26 protein-coding genes and 1 pseudogene are annotated in these 25,021 nt (G+C 68.0%); 19 read left to right on the top strand and 8 right to left on the bottom strand.

Going from position 1 to position 25,021, the window contains the following annotated elements:
• Window positions 1–111: 111 nt before the first annotated feature.
• From ACW171_RS00485 to ACW171_RS00460, 6 genes are all read left to right on the top strand, one after another.
• The gene (locus tag ACW171_RS00485) at window positions 112–1,074 is read left to right on the top strand and encodes a hypothetical protein (protein WP_492094924.1); all 963 of its coding nucleotides are present in this window, start codon (window positions 112–114) and stop codon (window positions 1,072–1,074) included.
• Window positions 1,075–1,245: 171 nt separating this feature from the next.
• Complete coding sequence (locus ACW171_RS00480) at window positions 1,246–2,127, top strand: hypothetical protein (RefSeq protein WP_492094922.1); 882 nt, start codon at window positions 1,246–1,248, stop codon at window positions 2,125–2,127.
• A gap of 53 nt (window positions 2,128–2,180) precedes the next feature.
• Window positions 2,181–2,975 (top strand): exodeoxyribonuclease III, encoded by a 795-nt coding sequence (xth, locus tag ACW171_RS00475; RefSeq protein WP_492094920.1) that lies wholly within the window; start codon window positions 2,181–2,183, stop codon window positions 2,973–2,975.
• Complete coding sequence (locus tag ACW171_RS00470) at window positions 2,975–3,490, top strand: hypothetical protein (protein ID WP_492094918.1); 516 nt, start codon at window positions 2,975–2,977, stop codon at window positions 3,488–3,490. Before xth ends, ACW171_RS00470 begins: the two co-directional genes overlap by 1 nt.
• 116 nt (window positions 3,491–3,606) lie before the next feature.
• Window positions 3,607–4,512 (top strand): cobalamin biosynthesis protein CbiG, encoded by a 906-nt coding sequence (locus tag ACW171_RS00465; RefSeq protein ID WP_492094916.1) that lies wholly within the window; start codon window positions 3,607–3,609, stop codon window positions 4,510–4,512.
• 79 nt (window positions 4,513–4,591) lie between these two features.
• On the top strand, window positions 4,592–4,993 hold the full coding sequence (locus tag ACW171_RS00460) for a hypothetical protein (RefSeq protein ID WP_492094914.1): 402 nt from the start codon (window positions 4,592–4,594) through the stop codon (window positions 4,991–4,993).
• On the opposite strand, the gene ACW171_RS00455 is transcribed toward ACW171_RS00460, so the two are convergent.
• From ACW171_RS00455 to ACW171_RS00430, 6 genes are all read right to left on the bottom strand, one after another.
• Entirely contained in the window at window positions 4,990–6,084 is a 1,095-nt protein-coding gene (locus ACW171_RS00455; RefSeq protein ID WP_492094912.1) for a serine hydrolase domain-containing protein, read from the bottom strand. The two genes, ACW171_RS00460 and ACW171_RS00455, sit on opposite strands and share 4 nt — an antisense overlap.
• 70 nt (window positions 6,085–6,154) lie before the next feature.
• Window positions 6,155–6,964, bottom strand: coding sequence for a helix-turn-helix domain-containing protein (locus tag ACW171_RS00450; RefSeq protein WP_492094910.1), 810 nt, complete (start codon window positions 6,962–6,964; stop codon window positions 6,155–6,157).
• A 12-nt stretch (window positions 6,965–6,976) separates the two neighbouring features.
• Window positions 6,977–8,677 carry a DNA repair protein RecN gene (recN, locus tag ACW171_RS00445; protein WP_492094909.1) on the bottom strand — a complete coding sequence of 567 codons (1,701 nt, stop codon included), beginning with the start codon at window positions 8,675–8,677 and terminating at the stop codon, window positions 6,977–6,979.
• 55 nt (window positions 8,678–8,732) lie between these two features.
• Entirely contained in the window at window positions 8,733–9,047 is a 315-nt protein-coding gene (locus ACW171_RS00440) for a BrnA antitoxin family protein (protein WP_492094908.1), read from the bottom strand.
• Window positions 8,992–9,276: a BrnT family toxin gene (locus tag ACW171_RS00435; RefSeq protein WP_492094906.1), complete on the bottom strand. Its 285-nt coding sequence runs from the start codon at window positions 9,274–9,276 to the stop codon at window positions 8,992–8,994. Before ACW171_RS00435 ends, ACW171_RS00440 begins: the two co-directional genes overlap by 56 nt.
• Before the next feature lie 35 nt (window positions 9,277–9,311).
• A complete protein-coding gene (locus ACW171_RS00430) occupies window positions 9,312–10,172 on the bottom strand; it encodes an outer membrane protein assembly factor BamD (RefSeq protein WP_492094904.1) in 861 nt (286 codons plus the stop codon).
• 204 nt (window positions 10,173–10,376) lie between these two features.
• Here ACW171_RS00430 and ACW171_RS00425 point away from each other — a divergent pair, with 204 nt between their 5' ends.
• The 13 genes and pseudogenes from ACW171_RS00425 to ACW171_RS00365 all read left to right on the top strand — a co-directional run bounded on the left by ACW171_RS00425 (window position 10,377) and on the right by ACW171_RS00365 (window position 22,655).
• Window positions 10,377–11,309, top strand: a complete 933-nt coding sequence (locus ACW171_RS00425) for a ribose-phosphate pyrophosphokinase (RefSeq protein WP_492094902.1) — start codon at window positions 10,377–10,379, stop codon at window positions 11,307–11,309.
• Window positions 11,310–11,387: 78 nt separating this feature from the next.
• Window positions 11,388–12,611, top strand: coding sequence for a hypothetical protein (locus tag ACW171_RS00420; protein WP_492094900.1), 1,224 nt, complete (start codon window positions 11,388–11,390; stop codon window positions 12,609–12,611).
• A gap of 135 nt (window positions 12,612–12,746) precedes the next feature.
• Window positions 12,747–13,814, top strand: coding sequence for a hypothetical protein (locus ACW171_RS00415; RefSeq protein WP_492094898.1), 1,068 nt, complete (start codon window positions 12,747–12,749; stop codon window positions 13,812–13,814).
• 147 nt (window positions 13,815–13,961) lie between these two features.
• Window positions 13,962–14,606, top strand: a pseudogene (locus tag ACW171_RS00410) (50S ribosomal protein L25/general stress protein Ctc); the annotation flags it as partial.
• Window positions 14,607–14,763: 157 nt separating this feature from the next.
• On the top strand, window positions 14,764–15,003 hold the full coding sequence (locus tag ACW171_RS00405) for an antitoxin MazE-like protein (RefSeq protein ID WP_492094896.1): 240 nt from the start codon (window positions 14,764–14,766) through the stop codon (window positions 15,001–15,003).
• On the top strand, window positions 15,000–15,320 hold the full coding sequence (locus ACW171_RS00400) for a type II toxin-antitoxin system PemK/MazF family toxin (RefSeq protein ID WP_492094895.1): 321 nt from the start codon (window positions 15,000–15,002) through the stop codon (window positions 15,318–15,320). The genes ACW171_RS00405 and ACW171_RS00400 overlap by 4 nt, the downstream gene beginning before the upstream one ends.
• Before the next feature lie 4 nt (window positions 15,321–15,324).
• Entirely contained in the window at window positions 15,325–15,939 is a 615-nt protein-coding gene (gene pth, locus ACW171_RS00395; protein ID WP_492094894.1) for an aminoacyl-tRNA hydrolase, read from the top strand.
• A 202-nt stretch (window positions 15,940–16,141) separates the two neighbouring features.
• Window positions 16,142–16,531 (top strand): DUF2946 family protein, encoded by a 390-nt coding sequence (locus tag ACW171_RS00390; protein WP_492094893.1) that lies wholly within the window; start codon window positions 16,142–16,144, stop codon window positions 16,529–16,531.
• A gap of 70 nt (window positions 16,532–16,601) precedes the next feature.
• The gene (locus tag ACW171_RS00385; RefSeq protein ID WP_492094892.1) at window positions 16,602–18,674 is read left to right on the top strand and encodes a TonB-dependent receptor family protein; all 2,073 of its coding nucleotides are present in this window, start codon (window positions 16,602–16,604) and stop codon (window positions 18,672–18,674) included.
• On the top strand, window positions 18,674–20,038 hold the full coding sequence (locus ACW171_RS00380) for a PepSY-associated TM helix domain-containing protein (protein ID WP_492094891.1): 1,365 nt from the start codon (window positions 18,674–18,676) through the stop codon (window positions 20,036–20,038). The genes ACW171_RS00385 and ACW171_RS00380 overlap by 1 nt, the downstream gene beginning before the upstream one ends.
• Window positions 20,035–20,493, top strand: a complete 459-nt coding sequence (locus ACW171_RS00375) for a copper chaperone PCu(A)C (RefSeq protein WP_492094890.1) — start codon at window positions 20,035–20,037, stop codon at window positions 20,491–20,493. Before ACW171_RS00380 ends, ACW171_RS00375 begins: the two co-directional genes overlap by 4 nt.
• 195 nt (window positions 20,494–20,688) lie before the next feature.
• Window positions 20,689–21,783, top strand: a complete 1,095-nt coding sequence (gene ychF, locus ACW171_RS00370; protein ID WP_492094889.1) for a redox-regulated ATPase YchF — start codon at window positions 20,689–20,691, stop codon at window positions 21,781–21,783.
• A 20-nt stretch (window positions 21,784–21,803) separates the two neighbouring features.
• The gene (locus ACW171_RS00365; protein ID WP_492094888.1) at window positions 21,804–22,655 is read left to right on the top strand and encodes a DUF6065 family protein; all 852 of its coding nucleotides are present in this window, start codon (window positions 21,804–21,806) and stop codon (window positions 22,653–22,655) included.
• Between the two features lie 6 nt (window positions 22,656–22,661).
• On the opposite strand, the gene ACW171_RS00360 is transcribed toward ACW171_RS00365, so the two are convergent.
• Both ACW171_RS00360 and ACW171_RS00355 read right to left on the bottom strand, forming a co-directional pair.
• Entirely contained in the window at window positions 22,662–23,159 is a 498-nt protein-coding gene (locus ACW171_RS00360; RefSeq protein WP_492094886.1) for a hypothetical protein, read from the bottom strand.
• 102 nt (window positions 23,160–23,261) lie between these two features.
• A complete protein-coding gene (locus ACW171_RS00355; protein ID WP_492094884.1) occupies window positions 23,262–24,908 on the bottom strand; it encodes a M28 family peptidase in 1,647 nt (548 codons plus the stop codon).
• Window positions 24,909–25,021: the final 113 nt, after the last annotated feature.

Below are 25,021 nucleotides of genomic sequence, written 5' to 3'. Positions count from 1 at the left end.
GCCTGCTCCCTCGCCGAGCCAGACCATCATGCCGAAGCGCCCCACGTCAGCCTTGACCTGATCCTGACACCTCGCCAAGGCTTTCAGGACCAGTTTCCAAGGAGAGCGTCCGTGTTCATCAAAACCCTGGCGGCCGTCGGCGGCGCCGCAATCATGGCTTTGGCGGCCTTTTCGCCCGCCTCGGCGCAAGACCCAAACGACCGTGGCACCGGCTTCGGCACGGCCAACCCTCAAGGCACCGTGACGGCTCCGGCCGCGCGCGTGACCCCCAGCCGGACCCCGCGACGTCAGGAGCGCGAGCGCGCACCGGCTCCGCCGACCCCGGAAGAAAATATCGCCGCAGCTCAAGCCATCGCGACCTCGGCCTCGGTGTCCTGCCAGGTCAGCGCCGCCAACTTCCTGGGTCTCACCCCGGACGGCTCCCGTTCGTATGAGGCGACCTGCGCGACCGGTCCCGGCTACATCCTCATGGCCTCGACCCCGCCCGTGGCGGCCGACTGCGTACTCCTGGCCGGTCAGGCCGAGATCGACCGTGCCCGCGACCCTGCCGCCGACCTGGGCACCCAGTGCGTGATCCCGCAGAACGCCGACGTCCTGCGCGTCATCTCCACCTATGCGACCGAAGCCGGCGTGCGCTGCTCCGTCGATCAGGGCGCCTCGATCGGCAAGTCCAGCGAGGGCAACCTGATCTACGAGATCGGCTGCAACGGCGCCGACGGCTACTGGATCGAGAAGCTGGCCGACGGCTGGAAGGCCACCGAATGCGCTATCGTGACGACGCAGAACGCCACCTGCCGTTACACCACCGCCGCCGAAACGGTCGCCACCTTCAAGACCCGCATCGCCGGCTCCGAAGCCGCCGCCTGCGACGTGACCGAGGGTCGATACATGGGCGCCAACGCCAACGGCGCCTTCTGGGAGGCCAAGTGCGGCGCCGGCAACGGCGTGATCGTGCGCTTCAACCCGGAATACGCCGTGCAGCAGGTCTACCCCTGCGAAACCGCCCAGCGCATCGGCGGCGGCTGCCGCCTGACCATCGTGCCGGAAGCCCCGGCCGCCGCGACGCCTCAGTAAGACTGTCGAAAAACTAAGCCTGCCGAACCGGCGGACGAGACATCGTCCGCCGGTTCTTTCTTTTCGGTCGCCGGAAGGCTTGACCCGGGCGCGCGACAGGTCACACGCTCGCCTTCCCCGGCATTGGGGAAGTGGAGCCGTACCGTGTCGAAATCCGTTATGATCGCAAGCTTGACCGTCGCCCTCGCGGTCTGCCTGAGCCCAGTCGCCGCCTCCGCCCAGGACATGCAGGACCCGAGCGCGCCCGCGACGACGGAAAGCACAAACGCCGCCCCCTCCGCCTCCACGCCCCTGGCCACCTCCGGCCCCGCCGCCGCCATGGCCGCCCAGCGCATCGCCACGGCGGCCGGGATCACCTGTCGGGTGACCGAGGCCAATGTGATCGGCCAGACCACCGACCGTCAGCGCGTCACCTACGAGGCCGCCTGTGCGACGGGGCCCGGCTATATCCTGGTCAACTCCATCCCGCCCGAGGCGCGCGACTGCGTCCTGCTGGCCGGTCAGGCCGAGACCGAGCGTGCCGCCAACCCGAACGCCGACGTGGGCGTTCAGTGCGTCATCGCCCAGAACAAGGACATCGCCCGCGCTGTCGCCGGCTATGCGACCGAGGCCGGCATCACCTGTACCGTCGACCAGGGCGCGCCCCTGGGACGGACGGCCGAGAACACCCTGATCTACGAGGTCGGCTGCGCCGGCTTGGACGGCTATCGGATCGAGAAGGCGGCCACAGGCTGGACCGCGACCGAGTGCGCGATCGTGGCCAGCCAGAATGCGACATGCCGGTTCTCCACGCCCGAAGAAGCGGCTGCGACGCTGAAGACTCGGCTGGTCGGAAGCCCGGCGTCGGAGTGCGACGTGACCGCCAGCCGCTATATGGGTTCGGCGAGCGGCAACCGGGTCTATGAGGCCAAATGCGGTGCGGGCGGCGGCTATGTCGTGATCTTCTCGCCGCGCTTCGAGCCGCTGAACGTCTATCCCTGCGACCAGGCCCAGCGGATCGGTGGCGGTTGCCGCCTGACGACTGTCGCGGCCGCGGTCGCGCCGGCGCCTTAGAGGGCGTTCACCGGCGCTTGCTCCAGTGACCGACGCCGCTTAGCGTCCGGCCGATGCGCATCGCCACCTGGAACGTCAACTCCGTCAACGCCCGCCTGCCGAGCGTGCTCGCATGGCTGGAGGCGGCCCAGCCGGACGTCGTCTGCTTCCAGGAGATCAAGACGGTCGACGAGAAATTCCCCCGGGAGGCGTTCGAGAGCCTGGGCTACAACGTCGAGGTCCACGGCCAGAAGTCGTACAACGGCGTCGCCCTGCTTTCGAAATTCCCGGTCTCGGACGTGCGGCGCGGTCTGCCCGGCGAGGATCTTCTGACAGAGGGCGCCGAGGACCAGGCCCGCTATATCGAGGCGATCATCGAGGCTCCTCGTCCGGTGCGGGTCGGCGGCCTCTACCTGCCTAACGGCAATCCGATCGGAACCGAGAAGTTCGACTACAAGATGCGCTGGATGGCGCGGCTGAACGCCCATGCGCGCGACCTGCTGGCGCTGGAAGAGTCCTTCACCCTGTGCGGCGACTACAACGTCATCCCCCTGCCCGAGGACGCCAAGAACCCGGCCGCCTGGGTCAACGACGCCCTGTTCCAGCCCGAGAGTCGCGCCGCCTTCCGGGCGCTGAAGGGGCTGGGTCTTTACGAAGCGGGCGAACTGGGCCGCCAGCCGCCGGGGACCTACACCTTCTGGGACTATCAGGCCGGCGCCTGGCAGCGCGACCACGGCATCCGCATCGACTTCCACCTGCTGTCGCCCCAGGCCGCCGACCGCTTCGTCGGGGTCGAGACCCATCGCGACGCGCGCGACATGGACAAGCCGTCGGACCATGTGCCGGTGGTGATCGAGCTGGCCGACTGATGGCCGAGGCGTTTCGCGTCATCCTTCTGGTGGCGCTGGCCGCGGCGGCCCTGACGACGGGCGCCCTGACACTGAACTGGTGGATGGAGCCGGAGCGCCGCCTGCGTCGCGCCATGCTGAAGTCCCTGGGCGCCGTCGCCGAGGCCGAGGCCATCTCCGCCCACGAAGGCCGCGCAGCGGGGCTGGATTTCGAAGGCGGCCAGATCGCCGTGCTGTGGAATCGCGGTGCGCACGGACTGGTCTACAGCTTCGAAGAGGTCGAGGGCGGCGAGATCATCGTCGACGGCCATGTCGTGGCCCGGGTCCGGCGAGGTGAACAGCGAAAGGCGCTGGACGTCATGGCGCCGGATGCGGAGCTGGTGACCCTGCGGCTGTTGTTCGCGGACGCCCGCTATCCCGAGTTCGAACTCGCTCTGTGGAACGCCATGGCGCCGGGCCATGCGGGCTCCCCGCCCGAGGCCATGCGGCTGGGACGGCGCTGGTTGTCGCACCTTGAGGCGCTGCTGAAGGGGTGAAACGGTCTCCTCCCCATCGCAGATGGGGAGGAGACGACCGGCGCCATTGCCGCCTCACCGGCAGGAGAGGTAGAAGCCCCCACCCTCTCTGTTTGCGTATTCCAAAGGAGCCCGCCGTGGCCCGCCTGTTCGACGCCTATGTCATTGCCGACTGGACCGCCGCCGAAGGCAAGAAACTGGGCGAGAACTCGGTGTGGATCGGCGTGGCCAAACGCGACGTGCGCTTCCGCCTCTATACCGAGACCCATAACGTCGCGACGCGCGCCGAGGGCGAGGCGCTGCTGAAGACGATCCTGGCCGACCACAAGAAGCGCGGCGACCGGGTCTTCGTCGGCTTCGATTTCTCGCTGGGTTATCCGGTCGGGACTGCGGCTCGCCTCGGGCTGGCGGACACCCCGGCCTGGTCGGCGATGTGGAAATTCATCGCCTCGAACATCGTGGACAAGGCCGACAACACCAACAACCGCTATCAGGTCGCGGCCAAGATGAACCGGCTGATGACCGACGAGGCCTGGCCCCTGTGGGGGGCGCCGGCCAAGCAGGCGCAACGCTGGCTGACCACGACCAAGCCGCCGCAGGGAACGGGCGACATCCCCGAGTTCCGGGCGACCGAGAACGCGGTGCGCAAGGGCAAGCTGCAGCCCAAGTCGAACTGGCAGATGCATGGCGCCGGCGCCGTCGGCGGCCAGACCCTGGTCGGTATCCCGATGGTACGTCGACTGCTGGAGAGCCTCGGTTCGTCCGGCGCCGTCTGGCCCCTCGGCACCGGCTGGCGAGCCCTGGACGCCGCCGACGTCGAGCCCCTGTCGGTCCTGGTCGCCGAGGTCTGGCCGTCGATGTGGCCGATCACCCCTGCCGAAGGGGAGTTCAAGGACCAGGCCCAGGTCCGCACCACCGCCGAGCATTTCGCCCTGATGGATGAGCGCGGCGAGCTGTCGACCGCCTTCGGACCCAAGAAGGGCACCGACGAGGCCCTGATCGCCCAGGTCGAGGGCGAAGAAGGCTGGATTCTGGGCGTATAGACCCGTGGGTGCTGGACGCCGGCTTCCCACTGCCGCTAGCTCTCGTTCGTTGACGCGGTGGGCGTCGGGAGGGTTTCGAATGGTCAACATCGTCATTGCTGCCGTGACCGCAGCCGCCGTCTTCGCCGCCACCGGCGCCATGGCCGACGTCTCGAAGGCCGCGCCCAAGGCCCAGGCCTACACCGTCATCCCGGTCTCTCCCGACGAGCGGTCCGGCCGGTCGCGCCAGATCCGCTGCAGCGTCGGCCAGATGGCCGAGACCGCCTGCACCTTCACCCCCCTGTTCAATGACGGCAGCTTCCAGCTGGACGGCCCCGACATTGCCGTCCGCATGATCATCATCGACGGCGAAGGCAGCCTGTTCGAGGTGTTCAGCCCCGAACGCCGGGTCCCCGTCGGCGGAACCTACATCCGAAATCCGCGCGATCGCGCCTGCTGGATCACCACGACGGACGGCCCCTCCCCGATCTGCGCCCGCTAGGGAGCGATCGCCGCAAGGACGTGTTCGACGATCAGACGATCAGAGATGCCGTGAGAATCGCGGACACCGAAGTTCGTGGTCGTGATCACCGCCACGACGTCGAGGTCTGGCACGACGATCACCTTATTGCCGCCGGAACCCGACATCATCCAGGCGGCGTGCGGCGCCCCCGCCGCCTGGAAGGTCGGCAGCCAGACCAGATAGCCGTAGTCCCCGCGCCCTTCGCCGACGCTCGAGTGAGGCGTCGTCATGGCCTCGACCCAGGCCGCGGGCAGCACCTGTCGTCCGTCCCATTGTCCCCGGTTCAGCAGAAGCTGGCCCAACGCCAGCAGGTCGCGGCTGGTCAGCCCCAGACCGCCGCCGCCCATGGCCAGGCCGGTCGGAGAGATCTGCCACTCCTCACCGTCGATGCCCAGCGGGCCGAACAGGGCGTCGTGCGCGAACTCCGGCAGGGGCCGACCGACCGCGCCTTGAACCACCGCGCCCAGGGTCACCACACCGGCAGTGCAATAGCTGAAGGACCGTCCATAGGGCGACGCTTCGGGACGCGGCGCCCAGACGGGGAAGCCCCGGATCGGCAGGTCGAAAGCGAAGCCCGCCCAGTCCTCGATCAGGTACATCCGCTCCTCATTGCCCCGCGAGAACTCGTTGTCGTCGTTGCACTCCAGCAACGAACTCATCGTCAGCAGGTCCTCGACGGTGATCCGGTCCTTGCGCGGGTCGGGGTTCTCGAAGGGACCGCTATCGGCGACGAAGGGCATCACCGGCGCATCGACGCCCGACAACCGGCCCTCTGCGATCGCGGCGCCGATCAGCATGGCGGTGACGGTCTTGGTCGCGGAGCGGGTGTTGCGACGGGCCTGAGGACCGCCGTCGTCGAAATAGGCCTCGTGCACCAACTGTCCGTGGCGGGCGATGAGGACGCTGGTGATCTTTTGGAACTCGCCGGCGCGAACGGTCGCATCCATGGCCGTCAGCCGCTCGGCCGAGACGCCCTGGCTGGCTGGCGCGGCGACGGGCCAGTCGACCTCGGAATGGGCCGGGCCGGAAACCAGAGCGAGGCTGAGCGCCCCCAGCAGAAGTCGGTACATTCGATGTCCTCAGGATAAGGCCCGAGCTGTCGCAGGTTACGGCAAAGCTTTCTTGAACAGATGAAACCGGTCAGCCGAACAGGGCGCGGTATCCGCCGGGCGTCACGCCATACAGGGCGCGGAACTCGCGTGTCAGATGGCTCTGGTCCGCATAGCCGCCGCGATCCGCCAGCTCGGCCAGATCCATGCCCACGACCAGATCCGCCAGCGCCCGATCGACACGCGCACGGCGAATGGCCGTGGCGGGCGAAATGCCGAAATGGCGGCGATAGCGCCGCGCCAGCGACACCGGATGGACGCCGACGATCCTCGCCAGGTCCCGCACCTCCAGACCCGGCTGTCGGCACAGATCGCGCAAGGCCTGGTCGGCGCGCAGCAGCCACTGCGGCGCAGGATCCTCGTCCAGTTCGGCGGGCGACAGGACGGCGGACGCCATGTCCAGCAGCAGGCCTTCCAGCTTGACCGCGTCGGCCTCCCGCTGGCTCGCCACCGCCCCGACCAGTCGCCGTGCCGCAGCCTCGGCAACGGGACGACGCAGGCGGATGGGCTCGCCCCTGATCGCGCCCTTCGGCGGCATGAAGCTGACGGACAGGAACCGTCCGCCGGGGGTTTCGAAGCTGTCGCGATGCTCGACGCCGGGCGGATTCCAGATCAGCGCCCCCGCCGCAAAGCCCTGGCCCCTGGGCGTCTCGCGGTCATGGGCGAGGCTGTGATAGCCGCCGTCGAGGGCCAGGACGAAATGGGCGTCTTCGTGGGTGTGGGTGTGGACGCCCTCGGGCGGCACGCTCGCTCGCCACAGCCCGGCCTTGAACCCGGCGACCGTCGCCGTCGTCGAACGTTGGCCCAGAAAGGCGCCGGACGGGAGGGATGAGGGCGCCATTCCTTCAGCCCGCTAGCCGATCAGGGAGCGGGCGGCCGCGCGGGCCTCCTCGGTGATCGTCGCGCCCGACAGCATGCGGGCGATCTCTTCCTGCCGGGCTTCGGCGCTCAGCGTATCGACGGTGGTCGTGGTGACCCCGGCAGCGTCGGCCTTGCGCACCTTCCAGTGGGCGTGGCCCCGCGCGGCGACCTGGGGGCTGTGCGTCACGACCAGAACCTGGGCGCCGGTGGAGAGGCGTTTGAGGCGTTGGCCCACGGCCTCGGCCACGGCGCCGCCGACACCCTGATCGACCTCGTCGAAGATCATGACCGGCTGGCGCTGATCCTCGCGGCCGGCCAGTGCGGCCTTCATGGCCAGGGCGAAACGGGCCAGTTCGCCGCCGGACGCAATGGCGTCGAGCGGCCCAAACGGCGTCCCGGCGTTGGTGGCGATCTCGAAGCGTGCGGTCTCGACACCCAGAGGACCACGACGCCCGTCGGCGACGGGCTCGAGGGCGACACGGAACCGGGCGCGGTCGAGTTTCAGCGGGCCCAACTCTTCCATCACCGCCTTCGACAGCCGGTCGGCGGCGGCCTCGCGACCGGAGCTAAGCAGGGAGGCCGTGATGTCATAGGTCTCGCGCGCCACGGCGACCTCGCGGGCGGCGACGGTCATGGCCTCGGCGCCGTCCTCAATGAGCCGCAACTGTTCCCGCAGCGAGATGCGGAGCGCAGGCAGGGCGTGGACGGTGGTGTTCAGCTTGCGGGCGGCGGCGCGTAGGGCGAACAGCCGCTCCTCGGCCTTGTCGAGGCGGCCAGGCTCGAAGTCGAAGGCATTGGCGGCGGCATCGACCTCGGCGATGGCTTCGGCGGCCTCGACCATGGTGCGGTCGATGGCCTCGGCGGCGCTGGTCAGGCGGGCGAGCACCGGATGATCGGCCTCGACCCCGGCCTGGGTCGCGCGCTGGCGGGCGTGTTCGACGGCACGCAGGGCGGCGGACAGTTTCTGGCTCAGCTTGTCGCCGCCGAGGTTGGTGCGGGCGTCGGCGAGGTCGGCGACGGCCTTTTCCGCCGCGCCCAGGACGGCGCGTTCGCCGGCCAGTTCGGTCTCTTCGTCCTCGCGCGGGTCGAGCGCGTCGAGGTCGGCGAGGTTCAGGCTGATCTCTTCCAGGCGTGCGGCGGCATCGGCGGCGGCGGCCCGGAGCCCTTCCAGCTTCGCCTCGGCGGCCTTCAATTTCTCGGACGCGGAGGCGACCCCGCCCAGCTGAGGCGCCAGGCCGCCATAGGCGTCGAGCAGGCCGCGATGGGTCTTCCAGTCCAGCAGTCCCACGGTCTCGTGCTGGCCGTGCACCTCGACCAGGCGGGCGCCGATCTCGCGCAAGGCCGCGACCCCGGCCGGCTGATCGTTGACATAGGCGCGGCTGCGGCCGTCCGACGAGACCACGCGGCGCAGGATCAGGTCCTCGCCCGGCGTGACGTCGAACCCCTTGTCGCGGATCAGCTCCAGCAGGTCATCGTCGTCGGGAGCGGTGAAGACGGCTGTGGCGACGGCCTGTTTGGCGCCGGCGCGGACCAGGCCCGCCTCCCCTCGCCCGCCCAGAGCAAGCCCCAGGGCGTCCAAGATGATCGACTTGCCGGCCCCGGTTTCCCCGGTCAGCACGGTCAGGCCCTCGTCGACCTCCAGATCGAGGACGTCGACCAGCACCACGTCGCGGATCGAAAGACTGGTCAGCATCGCGCACAATGATTCGGCATCGCCGACACTCTAGACCAGAACAGGGCAGGAACGGTTAGTCGGTAAATCCGGCGGCCTTGCGAAGGGCGGCGTTCATCCGCGACTGCCAGCCGGGCCCGCCGGCCTTGTAGAAGTCGATGACCTCGGCATCTAGTCTCAACGTGGTCTGAACCTTGGGCGAGGGCGCACGCGGACGGCCCGGCGAGCGAGCAAACTGGGCGAGGATGTATTCGGGCAGGACTTCATGGGCAGGTCTCAGCTTAGCCGCGAGTTCCTCGGTGAGCTCAGGCGCGTCGTCATCGTCGAACACGAACTCACGACGGGCTTCCTCCAGACCGTCGTCTGTCGAACGCTCTTTTCTCTCGGTCATTGGCTTTCCTCACGCTGATCGCCCGGATCACATCAACCCTTACGGTGAAGACGAAGGCGTAGAGGCGGCCATCGATCTCCTGAAACGCGATCCACCTCGGTTCGCCGTAGTCGTGACGACTATCGACAACCACTTCTGCCTCTTCGCGGTTCATTCGTTCCGCGAGCTTCAGAGACACGCCATGTTTGGCGATATTCGCGGCGTCTTTCTCCGGGTCGAACTCGATCATTTATGTAGCTACAAAAATGATCGCCGACAAGATCGTCAGCCCGGGATGATCCGCCGCAGCCAGCTTTCGCGCTCACCGGTCGGTGCGGTTTCAGGCCGCAGGCCGTCCTCGGTCAGAAGGGCATAGGCCTGTGCGTACCAGGGGCTGCCGGGATAGTTGAAGCCCAGCACCGAACCGTTGCGCTCCGCCTCGTCCTTCAGGCCTAGCGTCAGATAGACCTCGACCAGGCGATACAGGGCTTCGGGGGTGTGCGAGGTGCGCTGGAAGGCCTCGTTGTCGATGACCGCCTTGTAGCGGCCGATGGCGGCCAGCGGCTGGTTGGCGCGCTGGTAGTAGCGGCCGATATTCATTTCCTTGCCGGCCAACTGGTCGTTGACCATGTCGATCTTGACCGTGGCATCGGTCGCGTAGGACGAGCCCGGATAACGGCGGGCGACATCGCGCAGACCGGCCAGGGCCTGTTCGGCCTGACCCTGGTCGCGACCCACGTCCACGATCTGCTCGAAGTGGCAGGTGGCGCGCATGTAGAAGGCATAGGCCGCCGACGGGCTTCCCGGGAACAGCTGGATGAACCGATCCGAAGCGGCGATCGATTCCGGATAATTGCCGTTCTGGTAGTAGGCGTAGATCTGCATCAGGATCGCGCGGCGCGACCATTCCGAATACGGGTGCTGACGCTCGACTTCCTGGAAATAATCGACCGCATCTGACCAGCGCTGGCGCTGCAGCCGCTCGTAGCCTGTGTTGTAGAGCAGCTCGACCGGGCGCTCCTCATAGGCGAGGCGCGGGCGATTGCCGCCGCCGTTACAGGCAGCGGCGGTCAGGGCCGCGACTGCGACCAGAACAACCACGCCGCCCCGGCGCACAACGGACGAAGACTGAAAGGACGTCAGCAACCTGGAACCTCATCACACGCCGCCCGGACGGCGCGATGGCCGGCCCCCGGGTATCAAGATCGCGTTCTCTAACATCGGCACTCGCAACGCGCCATGCGCCGATAAGGGCAATCACGGCTTGATACGGGCCGACGCGCTGCTAAAGAGCGCGCCTGTACGGAACAGACGTCATTGGCGGTTCGATGACGGCGAAAGGATGACCGGATGAAGCTGCTCGCTGGCAACTCGAACCGGCAACTCGCCCAGGCCATCGCCGATCATCTCGACATGCCCCTGACCAAGGCTCAGGTGAAGCGGTTCGCCGACAACGAGGTCTTCGTCGTCATCGAGGAGAACGTGCGCGGCGAGGATGTCTTCGTCATCCAGTCGACCTCCTATCCCGCGAACGACAACCTGATGGAGTTGTTGATCTGCATCGACGCCCTTGTGCGAGCGTCCGCGCGGCGGATCACGGCGGTCATCCCCTATTTCGGATATGCGCGTCAGGACCGGAAGACCGGCGGACGCACGCCGATCTCGGCCAAGCTGGTCGCCAACATGCTGACCCGCGCGGGCGCCGACCGGGTCCTGACGATGGATCTGCACGCGGGCCAGATCCAGGGCTTCTTCGACATCCCGACCGACAATCTGGTGGCGACGCCGGTCCTGGTTCAGGACATCAAGGAAAACTACCAGCGCGGCAACCTGATGATCGTGTCACCCGACGTGGGCGGCGTGGTGCGGGCGCGCAGCCTGGCCGAGCGACTGAATATCGATCTGGCCATCGTCGACAAGCGCCGCCCCAAGGCGGGCGAGAGCGAAGTGATGAACATCATCGGCGACGTGTCGGGACGCGAGTGCATCCTGTTCGACGACATCGTCGATTCGGGCGGCACACTGGTCAATGCGGCCAAGGCCTTGATCGAGGCGGGCGCGACCGAGGTCTCGGCCTACATCAGCCACGGCGTCCTTTCGGGTCCGGCGGTGCAGCGCGTCACCGACGGACCGCTGAAGGAACTGGTCATCACCGATTCGATCGAGCAGCCCCACGAGGTTCTGGCCTGTTCCAAGATCCGCACGGTGGCCGTCGCGCCGTTGATCGGAGAGGCCATCCGTCGAATCGCCAACGAGGAATCGGTCTCCAAACTCTTCGACTGATCACGAAAACGTCGGCCGACTTGCCTCAAAACCGCCGGACTGGACCTTTCAGTCGGGCCATGCTTTCGGGGAATCTCCATGCGTCTCAACATCCTTAGCCGCGGCCCAGCCTTGGTCGCCCTCGCCGTGGCAGGCCTGCTGTCCGCCTGCGGGCCCAGCCAGGCCGAGCTTCAGGCCGAGGAGATGCGCATCGCGGCGATCGAGGCGGCGGCCATCGCCGCCCGCCTGCCGCCGCCGGTGGCCTTGAATGACAGCGTGGCCCGTTCGGCCGCCGTCTATCTTACCTTCACGCGCGACATGGCCACGCTCCGGGGCGGCTTCGCCAGTTCGGCGGCGGTCCAAGAGGCCCTGCGGCGCGGCGCGTCCTACGATCCGGATCAGATTTCGCGCGGCCTGGTGGCCTACGGCTCCATCCTGGCACTGCAGTCGCCCGAATTCGTATCGGGCGTGCGGCAGGTCGGAGCCGATCCGACCACGCGTCGTGAGATCATCAACCGCATCGTCGCCAATCCCGAGTACGCCTCGACCCTGCCGGGGGCGGAAGCCGCCGCCAGCCTGGTGATCGGCGTGCTCGAAGCCGACATCGTCGCCCTGTCGACTGCGGCCGATTCGGTAGAAAGCGACGCCTACAACATCCAGTATGCCGGCGATCAGCGGAACGGCTGGGGCCGCGCCACTGCGGACAACCGCGAAGCCCGCCTGCAGGCCGTCAAGGACCTGAGCCGGCCCGTGCTGGCCTCGGCGGAGGAGACCGCGCGCCTTTACGCGGCTTCCAACGGTGGAACGGGCCTGGGTGTCACAGCTGGCCGGATCCGTCGCGCCCCCTATGCCCCTTCGGTCACCAACGCCTTGGCCATGGCCGCCCTCGCGGCCCTGGGCGCGGCCGGTGACAACGCCGTCGCCAACACCGACGCCCTGCAATACGACCGTGCCAGCCAGGACTGCCTGGCCAGTTCCAAACTGAACCTGTTCCAGTGTATGGCCGCCGCCCGTCCGGCCTACGAAGACATGTTCTGCCTCGGTCGCCATGTGATCCGCGACCTGTCGACCTGCGCGCGGGGCGCCGCCCTGCCGACCGCCATCATCACCGTCGGCAACCCGACCCAGAGCGGTGGGCGCAGTCCGGCCCCGACGCGCTCGCCCGCGATCGAGCCCCAGCCGCTCCCGACACCCTCGCTCGAGACGCCGGCGCGCGAGCCGACCATCACGCCCGCGCCTCTGCCGAGCCCCTCCTCTGCTCCGGTCCCGCCTTCCTCCGCCCTGACGCCGACGCAGCGGCTGAACGCCGGGCCAAACGGCTAAGCTCGCCCCTCGCGGCGCCGGAGAGTTGAACGCCTTTCAGGCGATTAACGATCGGAAAACCTTAGGGAAGGCTTATAAGCCGACACGACCACGACGCCGTCAGAGCGTCGCTGTATCCTTGTGGGGAAAATCACCATGCGTCTGGCCCTTCCGCATCGCGGTCTCGCCATCGCCGCGGCTGCCGCGGCCCTCGTTCTGGCTTCCTGCAGCACCCCTGAACCAGAGCCGGTCGCGCCCCCGCCGCCGCCCCCGCCGCCCCCGCCGGTGACCCTGAACGAAGGCGTCGCCCAGGCCGCCTCCATCTACGTCACCTTCATCCGCGACGTCGGCACCATCCAGGCCGGCGGCTTCCAGGACGCCGAATCGATCCAGGCCGCCATGCGCAAGGGCGCGGCCTATGATCCGGCCACCCTGTCACGCGGCATGATCGCCTATGCTTCGATCCTCGCCCTGCAGTCGCCGGAGTTCGTGGCTGGCGTGCGCACCTTCGCCGATGATCCTCAGCAGCGCGCCGAAGTGGTCGCCAACATCATCCGCGACCCGGCCTATGCCGCGACCCTGCCCGGGGCCGACGTCGCCGCCGGCCTGATCATCTCGACCCTGAACCAGGACATCGTCGCCCTGACCGCCATCGCCGACGGAGTCGAGGCGGACGCCTATACGATCCAGGAGCGCCGCGACCCGCGCCGTCGGTGGGCCGTGACCCCGATCCCGAGCCGCGAGGTCCGCCTCGAATCGGTCAAGACCATCTCGGCCATCCAGATGCTACCCTCGGCGGAGGAATCGGCGCGTCTGTTCACCGCGGCCAACAGCGGTTCCGGCCTGAATCTGGCGACGGCCAACAACGGGCCTCCCTACACCCCGGCGGTGGTCAACGCCCTGGCCATCGCGGCCCTGGCGGCCATGGGCGCGGCGGGCGACGACGCGCGCGCCAACACCGAAGCCCTGTCGATCGAGACCAACGCCCAGTTCTGCCTGGATATGTCCAAGCTGAACCTGTTCCAGTGCCTGGCCGCCGCGCGTCCCAGCTACGAGGACATGTTCTGCCTGGGCCGTCACATCGTTCGCGACCTGGCGACCTGCGCCACGGCGGCGACGATCCCGGTTTCGGTCGTGCCCACGACCGCGACGGCCGAGGTCACGCCGGTGGCCGTGGAAGCGACCACGGCCGCCCTGTCCGCGCCGGCGCCTGCCGCCAACTGAAGCCTCGCGTCCAAAACTCGACTCCAAGGCCGTTGCACACCCGGCCTCTTGCGTGTAATGACCCGCGCTCTTGAATTCGAGGGTCCATGACCCCGCCGCGCGGGCAGATAAGTCTGCGCAGGCGTTTTTGTTGTTGAGGCGAGCCAGATGGCCGAGATCATTCTGAACGTGGACGTCCGCGAGAACACCGGCACCGGCGGCGCGCGCGCCGCTCGTCGGTCGGGCACTGTCCCCGGCGTCCTGTACGGCGGCGACAAGGCTCCGGTGGCCATCTCGGTCAACGAGAAAGACTTCCGCATGAAGCTGTACACCGGCAAGCTGCTGGGTCACCTGGTCACGCTGAAGTACGGCGAGGAAACCCAGCCCGTCATCGCCAAGGACGTCCAGTTCGATCCCGTGTCGGACCGTCCGCTGCACTTCGACCTGATGCGCGTCGATGCGAAGCAGACCATCAAGATCGAAGTGCCGATCCACTTCATCAACGAAGACCAGTGCAAGGCCTTCCGTCAGGGCGGCTCGCTCGAGATCGTCCGTCACTCGGTCGAGATTCTGGTCCGCGCCGACCACATCCCGGAAGACCTGGTCGTCGACCTGGCCGGCCACAAGCTGGGCGACACCATCCGCTGGTCGGACGTCAAGGTCCCCTCGGACGTGGAAGCCACCATCACCGACCGCGACTTCGTGATCGCCTCGATCAAGACCTCTTCGGCCGCCAAGGCCGCTGACGAGATCGAAGAAGCCATCGCCGAAGAGAACGCCGAGGCCGAAGCCGCCGCCATCGAGGCCGGCGAGGTTCCCGCCACCGAACAGGGCGACGAAGACGCCGCTGCGGAAGACGGCGAGAAGTCGGAAGGCTGATCTTCGGATCACCGTTGAACATTGGCCCGCCCGGCTCCGGCCCGGCGGGCTTTTGTTTGCCTGAAACAGTGCTCCGCGTTAGCTTATGCGAATGGATCGGCAACAACATCACGGCGAAAGCGACGACACCTTTCGTGCCCGCATGAAGGCGGCCGGCTACAAGGAAGTGCGTTTGTGGACCCTCGATCCCGATTTCCCTGGGTTCAAGGAGGAACTCTCCGCCGCGCTTGAGCGAATCCGCGACAGCGAATCCGAACGGGAAGCTCTCCAATTCGGCGAAGCCCTCATGGCCGATCAGTATGCCGACGAGGCCGAGGCGGAAGCCTATTGACCCGCGGAGACATCGTCGCCGTGGCTATCGCCGGTGACAAGTCTAGACCAGCGGTCGTCATTCAGAATGACGTGCTCCAAGGCGTGGGCTCATCCTTGGTCTGCCTTCTGACAAGCGATGTGGAAAAGCAGGCAAGGCAGCGACTGCTGCTAGACCCCAACATCCGGAACGGCCTGCGCAGCCCGTCTTTGATCATGACCGAGAAGATCCATGCCGTGAGCCACTCCAAGATCGGCGCGACGATCGGAAGCCTGAGCGCCTTAGAAATGCGTCGCCTGGACCGCCAGTTGACCTTCGTCCTCGGCCTCGGCGACTGAACCCATGTTGATCATCGCCGGCCTCGGCAACCCGGGCCCCAAATACGAGAAGAACCGCCACAACATCGGCTTCATGGCCGTGGACGAGATCGCGCGCCGCTGGCGGTTCGGCTCCGACCGGGCGAAGTTCCAGTCGGTGATTTCGGAAGGCGAGATCGAGGGGACGAAGATCCTCCTGATGAAGCCCCAGACCTTCATGAACAACTCCGGCAACGCCGTCGGCGAGGCGGCGCGCTTCTACAAGATCCCGCCGGCGAACGTCATCGTCTTCCACGACGAGATCGACCTGGCCCCCGGCCGCTTCCGCATGAAGACCGGCGGCGGGGCGGCCGGCCAGAACGGGGTGCGCAGCCTGATCAGCCAGCTGGGGGCCGACTTCCGCCGCGCCCGCATGGGCATCGGCCACCCAGGGGAGCCATCGATGGTCATGCCCCATGTGCTGGGCGACTTCCACAAGGCCGAGCAGCCGTGGCTGGACGCCATGCTGAACGCCTGCGCCGACGCCCTGCCTTTTGCCGTCAAGGGCGAGGACGAGCGCTATCAGGGCGAGGTCCTGCGCCTGGCCCCGGCACCCAAGTTCAGCCCGCGCCAGGCGGCGCAGGCCGCGAAGGGCGAGTAACCCTCGAAGTCTCCTCCCCATCGCAGATGGGGAGGTGGCAACGAGCCCTTCGCGAGCTGACGGAGGGGTTCTTCGTGCGCGCGCAAAGAACCCCTCCGTCTCTCCGCTGTGCTCCGAGCCACCTCCCCGTTCGCCAAGCGGCGAACAGGGAGGAGACTTTGACGCGCTTCTCATCCTGCTCGCACTGGGATAGAGCCGCTCCGTGACCCGTTCTCAGGCCGAATCCTGGTCGACCGCGCGTTCGCTGGCCTTCCTGGCCGCGACCTTCGCCATCGTGTTCGGAAGCCTGTTGCCGTTCGCGGCCCTGGCGGCTTCGACGCCGGGCCACCCTATGGTCATCTGCTCGACCGAGGGGCCCCAGACCATCGCCATCGGCGTGGACGGTCAGGACTCCGGCAAGGGCATGGCCGGGGCCAAATGCGCCGCCTGCGTCCTCGCCTTCGCGGCCGCCCTGCCCGATCCGCCGGTCCTGCAGCCGGCGAAGGTCGCGACGACCCGTCCGGCCTCTGTCTTCGTCGTCCAGCACGAGGCCGCACCGCCGCCCGCGCGCGGTCCGCCGCGCCCGCCCTCCACCGCTCCCCCTCACGCCTGAACCAGACCGACCTTTCGCCTGCGCGCCCCTGACGGGGCTGCGCTCGACTGTCCCTGATTCAGGAAATCCCATGTTGCTCAAGACCACCGTGGCGCCCTTGGCGCTGCTGCTCGCCGCCGCGAGCACTCCCGCCTTCGCCCAGACCGTCCCACAGGACGCCGTCGATCTCGGGGAGGTCATCGTCACCGGCGCTCGCAATCCCGAGGACCCGCCCGCCGTCGCCGAGGCCCGCCGGCGCCTGTCCCGCACGCCCGGCTCCGTCGCCGTCGTCTCCGCCGAAAGCCTCCAGAGCCGCTACGCCCCGAACATGGCCGACGTCCTGCGCGACGTGCCCGGCGTCTATGCCCAGAAGAAGTGGGGCGGCGATGTCCGCATCTCGATCCGGGGCTCGGGCATCGGCAATGCCAACCACCTCCGCGGCCTGTTCGTCGCCCAGGACGGCATCCCGTTCAACGAGGCCGACGGCTTCGGCGACGTCCAGATGGTCGATCCGCTGCTGGCCCGCTTCACGGAGGTCTACAAGGGCGGCAATGCCCTGCGCTTCGGCGGCGCCCTTCTGGGCGGGGCGGTCAACCTGGTCACCCCCAATGGTCGGACCTCGGGCGAAACCGCCAGCCTGCGCGCCGATTTCGGCTCCTGGCGCACCGGTCGGCTCCATGCCGAGGTCGGCGGCGTCCACGGCGACTGGGATGGCTTCATCGGCGTGACCGGCGCAACCGCCGAAGGCTGGCGCCAGCATTCGGACGGCCAGCAGCAGTACATCACCGCCAATATCGGCCGCAGCTTCGGCGAGGATCGCGAGGCCCGGCTGATCGTCCAAGGCGCCTACATCCATCAGCAGATCCCCGGTTCCCTCACCCTGGCCCAGGCGCTGAACACCCCGGTCACGGCCGCCGCCGCCAACGTCGCCAATGACTATCAGCGCGACTACGCCTCGGTTCGCACCACCCTGTCGAGCCGCTGGCGGCTGAGCCCGGGCCTGCTGTTCGAGGGCGCTGTCTACGGCACCTGGAAGGACCTGCATCACCCGATCTTCCAGGTCATCGACCAGCAGAGCCGCAACTACGGCGCCTTCGGTCGTATCGATTGGGAGGGCCAGGTGTTCGGCCTGCGCGCCGACGCCTTCGGCGGGATTTGGTATCGCTCGGGTGATCTCGACGCCCAGCAGTTCATCAATGTGCGCGGCTCCAGCGGTGCCCGCACGGCCAATGCGCGCCAGAACGGAAAGGCGCTCGACGTCTTCGCCGAGGGTCGGCTGTTCGTCACCGACAGCGTGGCCCTGGTCGCCGGCGGCGCCTGGGGCCGCGCCGAGCGGGACTACCAGAGCTTCGCCGTCAGCCCGACCACGTTCAACCTGACCACCGGCAAGGACTACGACTGGTTCGCCCCCCGGCTCGGCATCCTGTGGGAGAGCCCATCGGGTGCGCAGGCTTACGCCAACGTGACCCGCTCGGTCGAACCCCCAAACTTCGGCTCCCTCTCGCCGACCGCGGGCGGCTTCGCGCCTGTCGAGGCTCAGGAAGCCTGGACCTATGAAGCCGGTCTACGCGGACGCACTGCCCAGTTCTCGTGGGACGTCGCCGTCTATCGCGCCAACCTCGACGGAGAGCTGCTGAACTTCGTCGTCAACCCGGCGCTCGGCATCCCCGCCGCGACCTTCAATGCCGAGAAGACGGTCCACCAGGGCGTCGAGGCCGGTCTCGACTGGCGGTTCGCGCAAAACTTGTTGGGAGGGGGCTGGCGACTGCGCCAGACCTACACCTTCTCGGACTTCGCCTTCGACGGCGACCGTGCCTATGGCGACAACGACCTGCCGCTGGTGCCGCCCCATGTCTATCGGGCTGAGCTGCGCTACGATCACCCGGCTGGTTGGTTCGTCGCCCCCTCGGTCGAATGGACGCCGTCGGACACCTGGGTCGATTACATGAACACCCTGAAGGCGCCGGGCTACACGGTCGTAAACCTGGGTCTCGGCTACAGGCTCGACGAGCGGGCCAGCCTGTTCGTCGACGCCCGCAACGTGTTGGACGAGCGCTATGTCTCGAACTTCAGCGCGGTGACCGACGCCCGAACCGCCTCGACTGCCGTCTTCTGGCCGGGCGAAGGCGTCTCGGCCTTCGTCGGCCTCAGGTTCGCCTACTGATGACCCAAACCATCAAGACGGGAGCGGCTCCGGCCGCTCCCGGCCTCCTCTCAGATGCCTATCGAACCGTCTGGCGCTGGCATTTCTATGCGGGCCTGCTGGTCCTGCCGGTCCTCATGCTGATGGCCCTGACCGGCGGCCTCTATCTGTTCAAGTCCGAGATCGACGACGCCGTCTATCGCGGCATGGCCCAAGTCACGCCGGCCGCCAGCCCCGCCTCGCCGGACCAGTGGCGCGCGGCGGCCGAACAGGCGGCCGGCGGCACGGCGTCCAGCATCCTGATGCCTGCCCGCGCTGATCGCGCCGTCCGCTTCGGCGTCACCCTGGAAGACGCGACCAAGCGCACGGTCTTCGTCGATCCGGCAGATGCGCGTGTGACCGGCGTCACCCCGTTCGGCGGCGTCATGGAGACGGTCAAACACCTGCACAGCCTCGTACTGATCGGGACCTGGGCCAATGTGATTGTGGAGATCGTCGCGGGCTGGACCATCATCCTGGTCGCCACCGGCATCTTCCTCTGGTGGCCACGCAGGCGGGCGGTCGGGGTGGTCAAGCTGAGCAGCACGGAGACGGGGCGCAGGCCGTTCTGGCGCGATCTGCACGCCCTGACCGGCCTCTATGCGGGCGCCGTCATCCTCTTCCTGGCGGTCACGGGCATGCCGTGGTCGGTGGTCTGGGGCGACGCCGTCGGAGACTGGGTCAGGGCCAACGGCCTGGGCCGTCCGCCCGCCCCCGCCGCCGCCAGTCCCTGGGCCCACGCAGAACACGCCGCCGATGCGCCGTCCGGCGTCGGCTGGACGATGGAGGGGATGGTCATGCCGTCCGATCACGTCGCGCCGGCCCGCCTGTCCACCGTCATCGCCACGGCGGAGGCGCAAGGGCTGGCGCGGCCCTATCAGGTATCGATTCCGGCGGACCCCACCCTGGCCTTCACCGTCTCGCGACAGGTGACGCAGGTCGAGGACACGCGCGCCCTCTATATCGACGGAGCCACCGGCGCCGTCCGCGCCGACATCGGCTACGGTCAGTTCGGACCGGGCGCCAAGGCCATCGAATGGGGCATCGCGACCCATCAGGGAACCCAGTACGGCTTCATCAATCGCTACCTGATGCTGGGCGGCTGCATCGCCATCTGGCTGCTGGGCATCAGCGCGGTGGTCATGTGGTGGAAGCGTCGTCCAAAGGGACGCCTCGCCGCCCCCGTCGCCCCGCCTGGACCGCGCGCAAAAGCCGCCGTTCTGGCCATCGTCCTGCCCCTGGCGATCCTGTATCCCCTCACGGGCCTCAGCCTGATCGTCGCGGTCCTATTGGATCGCGCGGTCGCCCTGCTGTCGCGCCGCGAACCTGAAGGACAGATGTCTTGACCCGCCCCCTCATCCTCGTCGCCGCCCTGTCGGCTCTGACCCTCGCCGCCTGCGGCCAGTCCGGTCCCTCCGACAAGACCGGCGCCGCCGGACCCGTCGCGGTCTCCGACGCTCTGTGCCGTCCCACCCCGAAAGGCCGTCAGGTCACAGGCTGCTACCTGACCCTGACCGCACCCGTCGCGGACACCCTGGTCTCCGTCGCCTCGCCCGTCGCCGCCCTCGCTCAGGTCCACGAGATGCGTATGGAGAGCAACATGATGATGATGCGGGAGTTGGAGGCTGGCCTGCCCCTGCCCGCCGGCCAGGCCGTGTCGCTTGCCCCCGGCGGCAACCACATCATGCTGATGGGGGTGACCGAACCCCTGAGGGCCGGTGACACCGTTCCCCTGACCCTGACCTTCGCCACGGCCGCCCCGGTCGAGATCACCGCGACCGTGGGCCAGCCGCCCGCCTGATTCTCTCCGTGCACCCCGGCGAAGGCCGGGGTCCAGATGGCGGTCTCTGTGGTTGGAGCAGTAAGCAAGCCGCATGATCCCAGCCATTGCGGCCTGTGATCTGGACCCCGGCCTTCGCCGTGGTGCACGGAGATGGGGTGGAGCCTGACAAACGCTTGCGAACCGTCTAAAGGCTCGCGCCTCACGAGGAATACCATGGCCCTTAAAGTCGCGATCGTCGGCCTGCCCAACGTCGGCAAGTCCACCCTGTTCAACGCCCTGACCAAGACGGCGGCGGCCCAGGCGGCCAACTACCCGTTCTGCACCATCGAGCCGAATACCGGCGACGTGGCCGTGCCGGAGCCGCGTCTGGACGCCCTGGCCGAGATCGCCGGGTCGAAGGAAATCATCCCCTCGCGCATCACCTTCGTCGACATCGCCGGCCTGGTGCGCGGCGCGTCGAAGGGCGAGGGCCTGGGCAACCAGTTTCTGGCCAACATCCGCGACTGCGACGCCGTGGCCTTCGTGGCGCGCTGCTTCGTCGACGACGACATCACCCACGTCGAAAACCGCATCGACCCGATCAGTGACCTCGAAATCATCGAGACCGAGCTGATGCTCGCCGACCTCGAAAGCCTTGAGAAGCGCGTCGTCAACGTCGAGAAGAAGGCCAAGGGCGGCGACAAGGACGCCCAGCTGACGCTGAAGCTGATCAACGCCGCGCTCGTCCCGCTCCGCGCCGGCAAGCCCGCCCGCGTCGTCGAGGTGTCCAAGGAGGACGAAAAGGCCTGGCACATGCTCCAGCTGCTGACCTCGCTCCCCGCCCTCTACGTCTCCAACGTCGACGAAGGCTCGGCCGACAAGGGCAACGAACTGTCCGACCTGGTCGCCAAGCGCGCCGCCGAGGACAACGCCAACTCCGTCGTGATTTCGGCCAAGATCGATTCCGAACTGGCCGTCCTCGACGCCGCCGAACAGGCCGAGTTCCTCGAGAGCCTCGGTCTCGAAGAGCCCGGCCTGAACCGCCTGATCCGCGAGGCCTACGCCCTGCTGGGTCTGCAGTCCTATTTCACGGTCGGTCCGAAGGAGGCCCGCGCCTGGACCATCCACATCGGCGACACCGCGCCCCAGGCCGCCGGCGTCATCCACACCGATTTCGAGAAGGGCTTCATCCGCGCCGAAACCATCGCCTACGAGGACTATGTCGCCCTCAAGGGCGAGGCCAAGGCCCGCGAGGCCGGCAAGCTGCGGGCCGAGGGCAAATCCTATGTCGTCAAGGACGGCGACGTGATGAACTTCCTGTTCAACTGACCTGAGCGCGGGGACGGGCCATGAAGAAACTCAAAGGATCCGCCCCCGTCCGTCCCAAGACCGCGCCCGTCCGGGCGGCCGAGACCGACCTGATCTGCTACGTCCGCGAGGGCTGGGCTCCGCGCATCGCGCCCTCCTCGGGCAAGCGCCAGTGGATGACGGACACGCCCGAAAGCTTCGCCTATCGCTGCCTGCCGCTGGCCATCGCCAACGCCCATGGCTGGGACATGCTCAGCCCCGTCGGCTTCAAGGCCCGCTGGCACGGCGGGGTGGACGCCCGCTCGGTCGAGATCGTGCTCGACGAAGGCGCGGACCCCAAGAAGGCCCCCATCTCCCTGTTCGGCAGCGGGACCCTGACCTTCCACGTCGACGGTATCATCCGCACGTCCGAGGGCTGGAACCTGTGGGTCGGCGGCCCACCCAACGCCATGAAGGACGGCATCGCCCCGATGGGCGGGGTGATCGAGACCGACTGGGCGCCCTACACCTTCACCATGAACTGGCGCTTCACCCGCCCGGACGTCTGGATCCGGTTCGAGGAAAACGAGCCCTTCTGCTTCTTCTTCCCCACCCCGCGCGGGGTGCTGGACGGGGTGAAGCCGGAGCTCCGCCCCATGGAGGACGAGCCCGAGCTGCTGAGGTCGTTCGACGACTGGCGCGTGGCCCGGGCGGAGTTTCAGGAGTGGGTCAAGAAGACCCAGCCGCCCCATCCCGCCGACCAGTGGCAGAAGCTCTACTATCGCGGTCTGCACCCCGACGGTCAGGCGGGTCCGCCCGATCACGGATCCAAGCTCCGACTGGCCCCGTTTCGCCAGACGGGCTCGCGCCGCGTATGTCCGGTCGATCACGCCAAGGACCGCAAGGACGGGTGACCTCGGTCAGGGCGCGATCGGCGGTGTGGTCGCCGTGTCGGCCAGCGTCGTGCATTTGTGCAGTTCGACCGGATCGCCGCTCCGGTCCAAATAGGTCAGTCGCATGAGGTCGCCGGTGACCTGGAACCGGACCCGCTCGGACCGAGCAGTCCCCTCCGACACGCAGGCCAGGGTCGCGACATAGCCGTCCGCGACCTCCTCCACCGCCGCGATCCCGCAAGAGTTCTCATACCCCTCGAACCGGGTCGATGTGATCTCGATCGGTCGGTTCGCCCCCTGCGGCGCCGCGCACCAACTGACGTCCGCCGCCCAGCGTCCGACGAAACTGGTCGCACCGCGCCCCGGCAGCATGGAGGTCTGGCCCCGCGCGGCGGGCGCTGACGGGTCCTCGGTCGTGACGGCGGCAGCCGGTTCGGTCGGCGGGTTCACCGGGCCGTTGTCCCCACAGGCGCCCAGCGACAGCATCAGGCCGGGCATGATCAGTGTTCGGATAAGCAGAGCCATAAGGCGTCAACGCCCTTCGCCTCGCCAAGGTTCAGCCCGCGAAATTGAAAAGGGCGGCGGTCGCGAAACCGCCGCCCCTTCGCATGCCCGTGGGCGAAAGCCCTACTGGCGGGCCGCGTCGCTGGCCGCACGGCGAGCGCCGAACTCCGACGTCGGCTTCCAGCTCGGCCACTCGTCGCCGTTGGCCAGTTGCAGACCCAGGCGATACAGCAGCGTCAGGTTCTCGACCGCCGAACGCAGGTCCCAGTCCGCCGACCATTCGTCCGACGGCTTGTGGTAATCGGCGCCGAACTTGGCGGTCCAGGCCGCCTGCCCTGCCTCCACGCCGCCCTCGTCCCAGTCCACGCCGTGCCAGGTCATCAGGGCCGGCACCCCCATGCGCACGAACGGGAAATGGTCCGAGCGGGTGTAGAAGCCCTGTTCCGGCTGTCGATCGTCCGTGACGACCCGGCCCTCGGCGGCGGCCAGCACGGCCAGATCGTCTTCCAGGGTGTTCTGGCCCTTGCCGAAGATCGCCACGTCGCGCGTCGGAGGCGACAACGGCAGCATGTCGATGTTGATGTCGGCGACGGTCGTCTCCAGCGGATAGACCGGGTTGGCGGCGTATCCATAGGACCCCAGCAGGCCCATCTCCTCGGCCGCCATGTGCGCGAAGACGATCGTCCGTTCGGGCTGCGGCGCCGCCTTGATCTGACGCGCCATCTCCAGCACGCCGATCGTGCCCGAGGCGTTGTCCCAGGCGCCGTTGTAGATGTTGTCCTCGGTCGTCGAGACGGGGCTGACGTGGTCGGCCCCGACGCCGACGTGGTCCCAGTGCGCCGAATAGATGATGGTCTCGTTCGGCCGTTCCGTGCCGGGGATCTTGGCCAGCAGGTTGTGGGTCGTCAGGGTGTCGATGGTCTCTTCCTGCTTCACCGACAGGGTGACGCCGTCGAGCGCCACGGCCTTGAAGCTTCCGCTTTCGACCGTCGTCAGGGTCGCCGGGTCCACGCCTGCGGCGGTCGCCCAGGCCATGCCGATGTCATGGTTGATCGCGCCCGAAAACTCCAGATCGGCGGCGCCCGGCGTCAGGGTGCGCTGGCGGTTGCCGAACTGAGCGCCGCGCAGCCAGCCCGCGTCGGTCGCCGGCACCATCGCCAGGGTGATGACGCCCACGGCTCCGCGCTTGAAGGCCTCATCGGCCTTGGCGGCGCCGCTGTTGTAGCCGGTCGGATAGACGCCGTTGAAGCGTTCGGTCACGGCCTCAGCGGTCGGCTCGCCGCTCAGGACGATCACGACCTTGCCGCGCACATCGATGTCGCCGTAGTCGTCCCAGTCGCGCTCGGGTGCCGTGATGCCGTAGCCGACGAAGACCAGGCCCGCGTTCGCGACATCGGCCTTGCCGTCATTTGTCGCGGCGCGCAGCAGGATGTCGGTTCCGACCGCCATCGGGTGAACCACGCCGTCGGGTCCGGTCCAGCTGGCCGCCGCCGCCCCCTCCACCGGAGTGAAGCGCTTCAGCACCACGTCCTGCAGCCACTGACCGTTCGGGCCGCCCGGCTCCAGCCCCATCGCCTCGTACTGCGCCTGCAGCCAGGCCAGGGTCATCCGCTCGCCCTCGGTCCCCGGATAGCGGCCCATGAAATCGTCGGAAGAGATGTGACGAATCTCGTCGGAAATCCGCTCTGCCGAAAAGTCCTGGGCCTGGGCCAGTCCCGCCGACAGGATCAGGGCCATAGCGGCCGCACCGCCGAACAACGCACGCAACATCTGGGCTCTCCTCGCCATTTGCGCGGACCATAGAAGCGCACGGGCCGAGAGCGACATTACAGATTCGTCATGTGATCCGGGGCTTCCCGTCCCCTCTCCCCCCTCTCTCTCTC

The organism is Brevundimonas sp. FV1ye28 (assembly GCF_058681135.1).
This window is presented reverse-complemented; position numbering and strand designations above follow the sequence as displayed.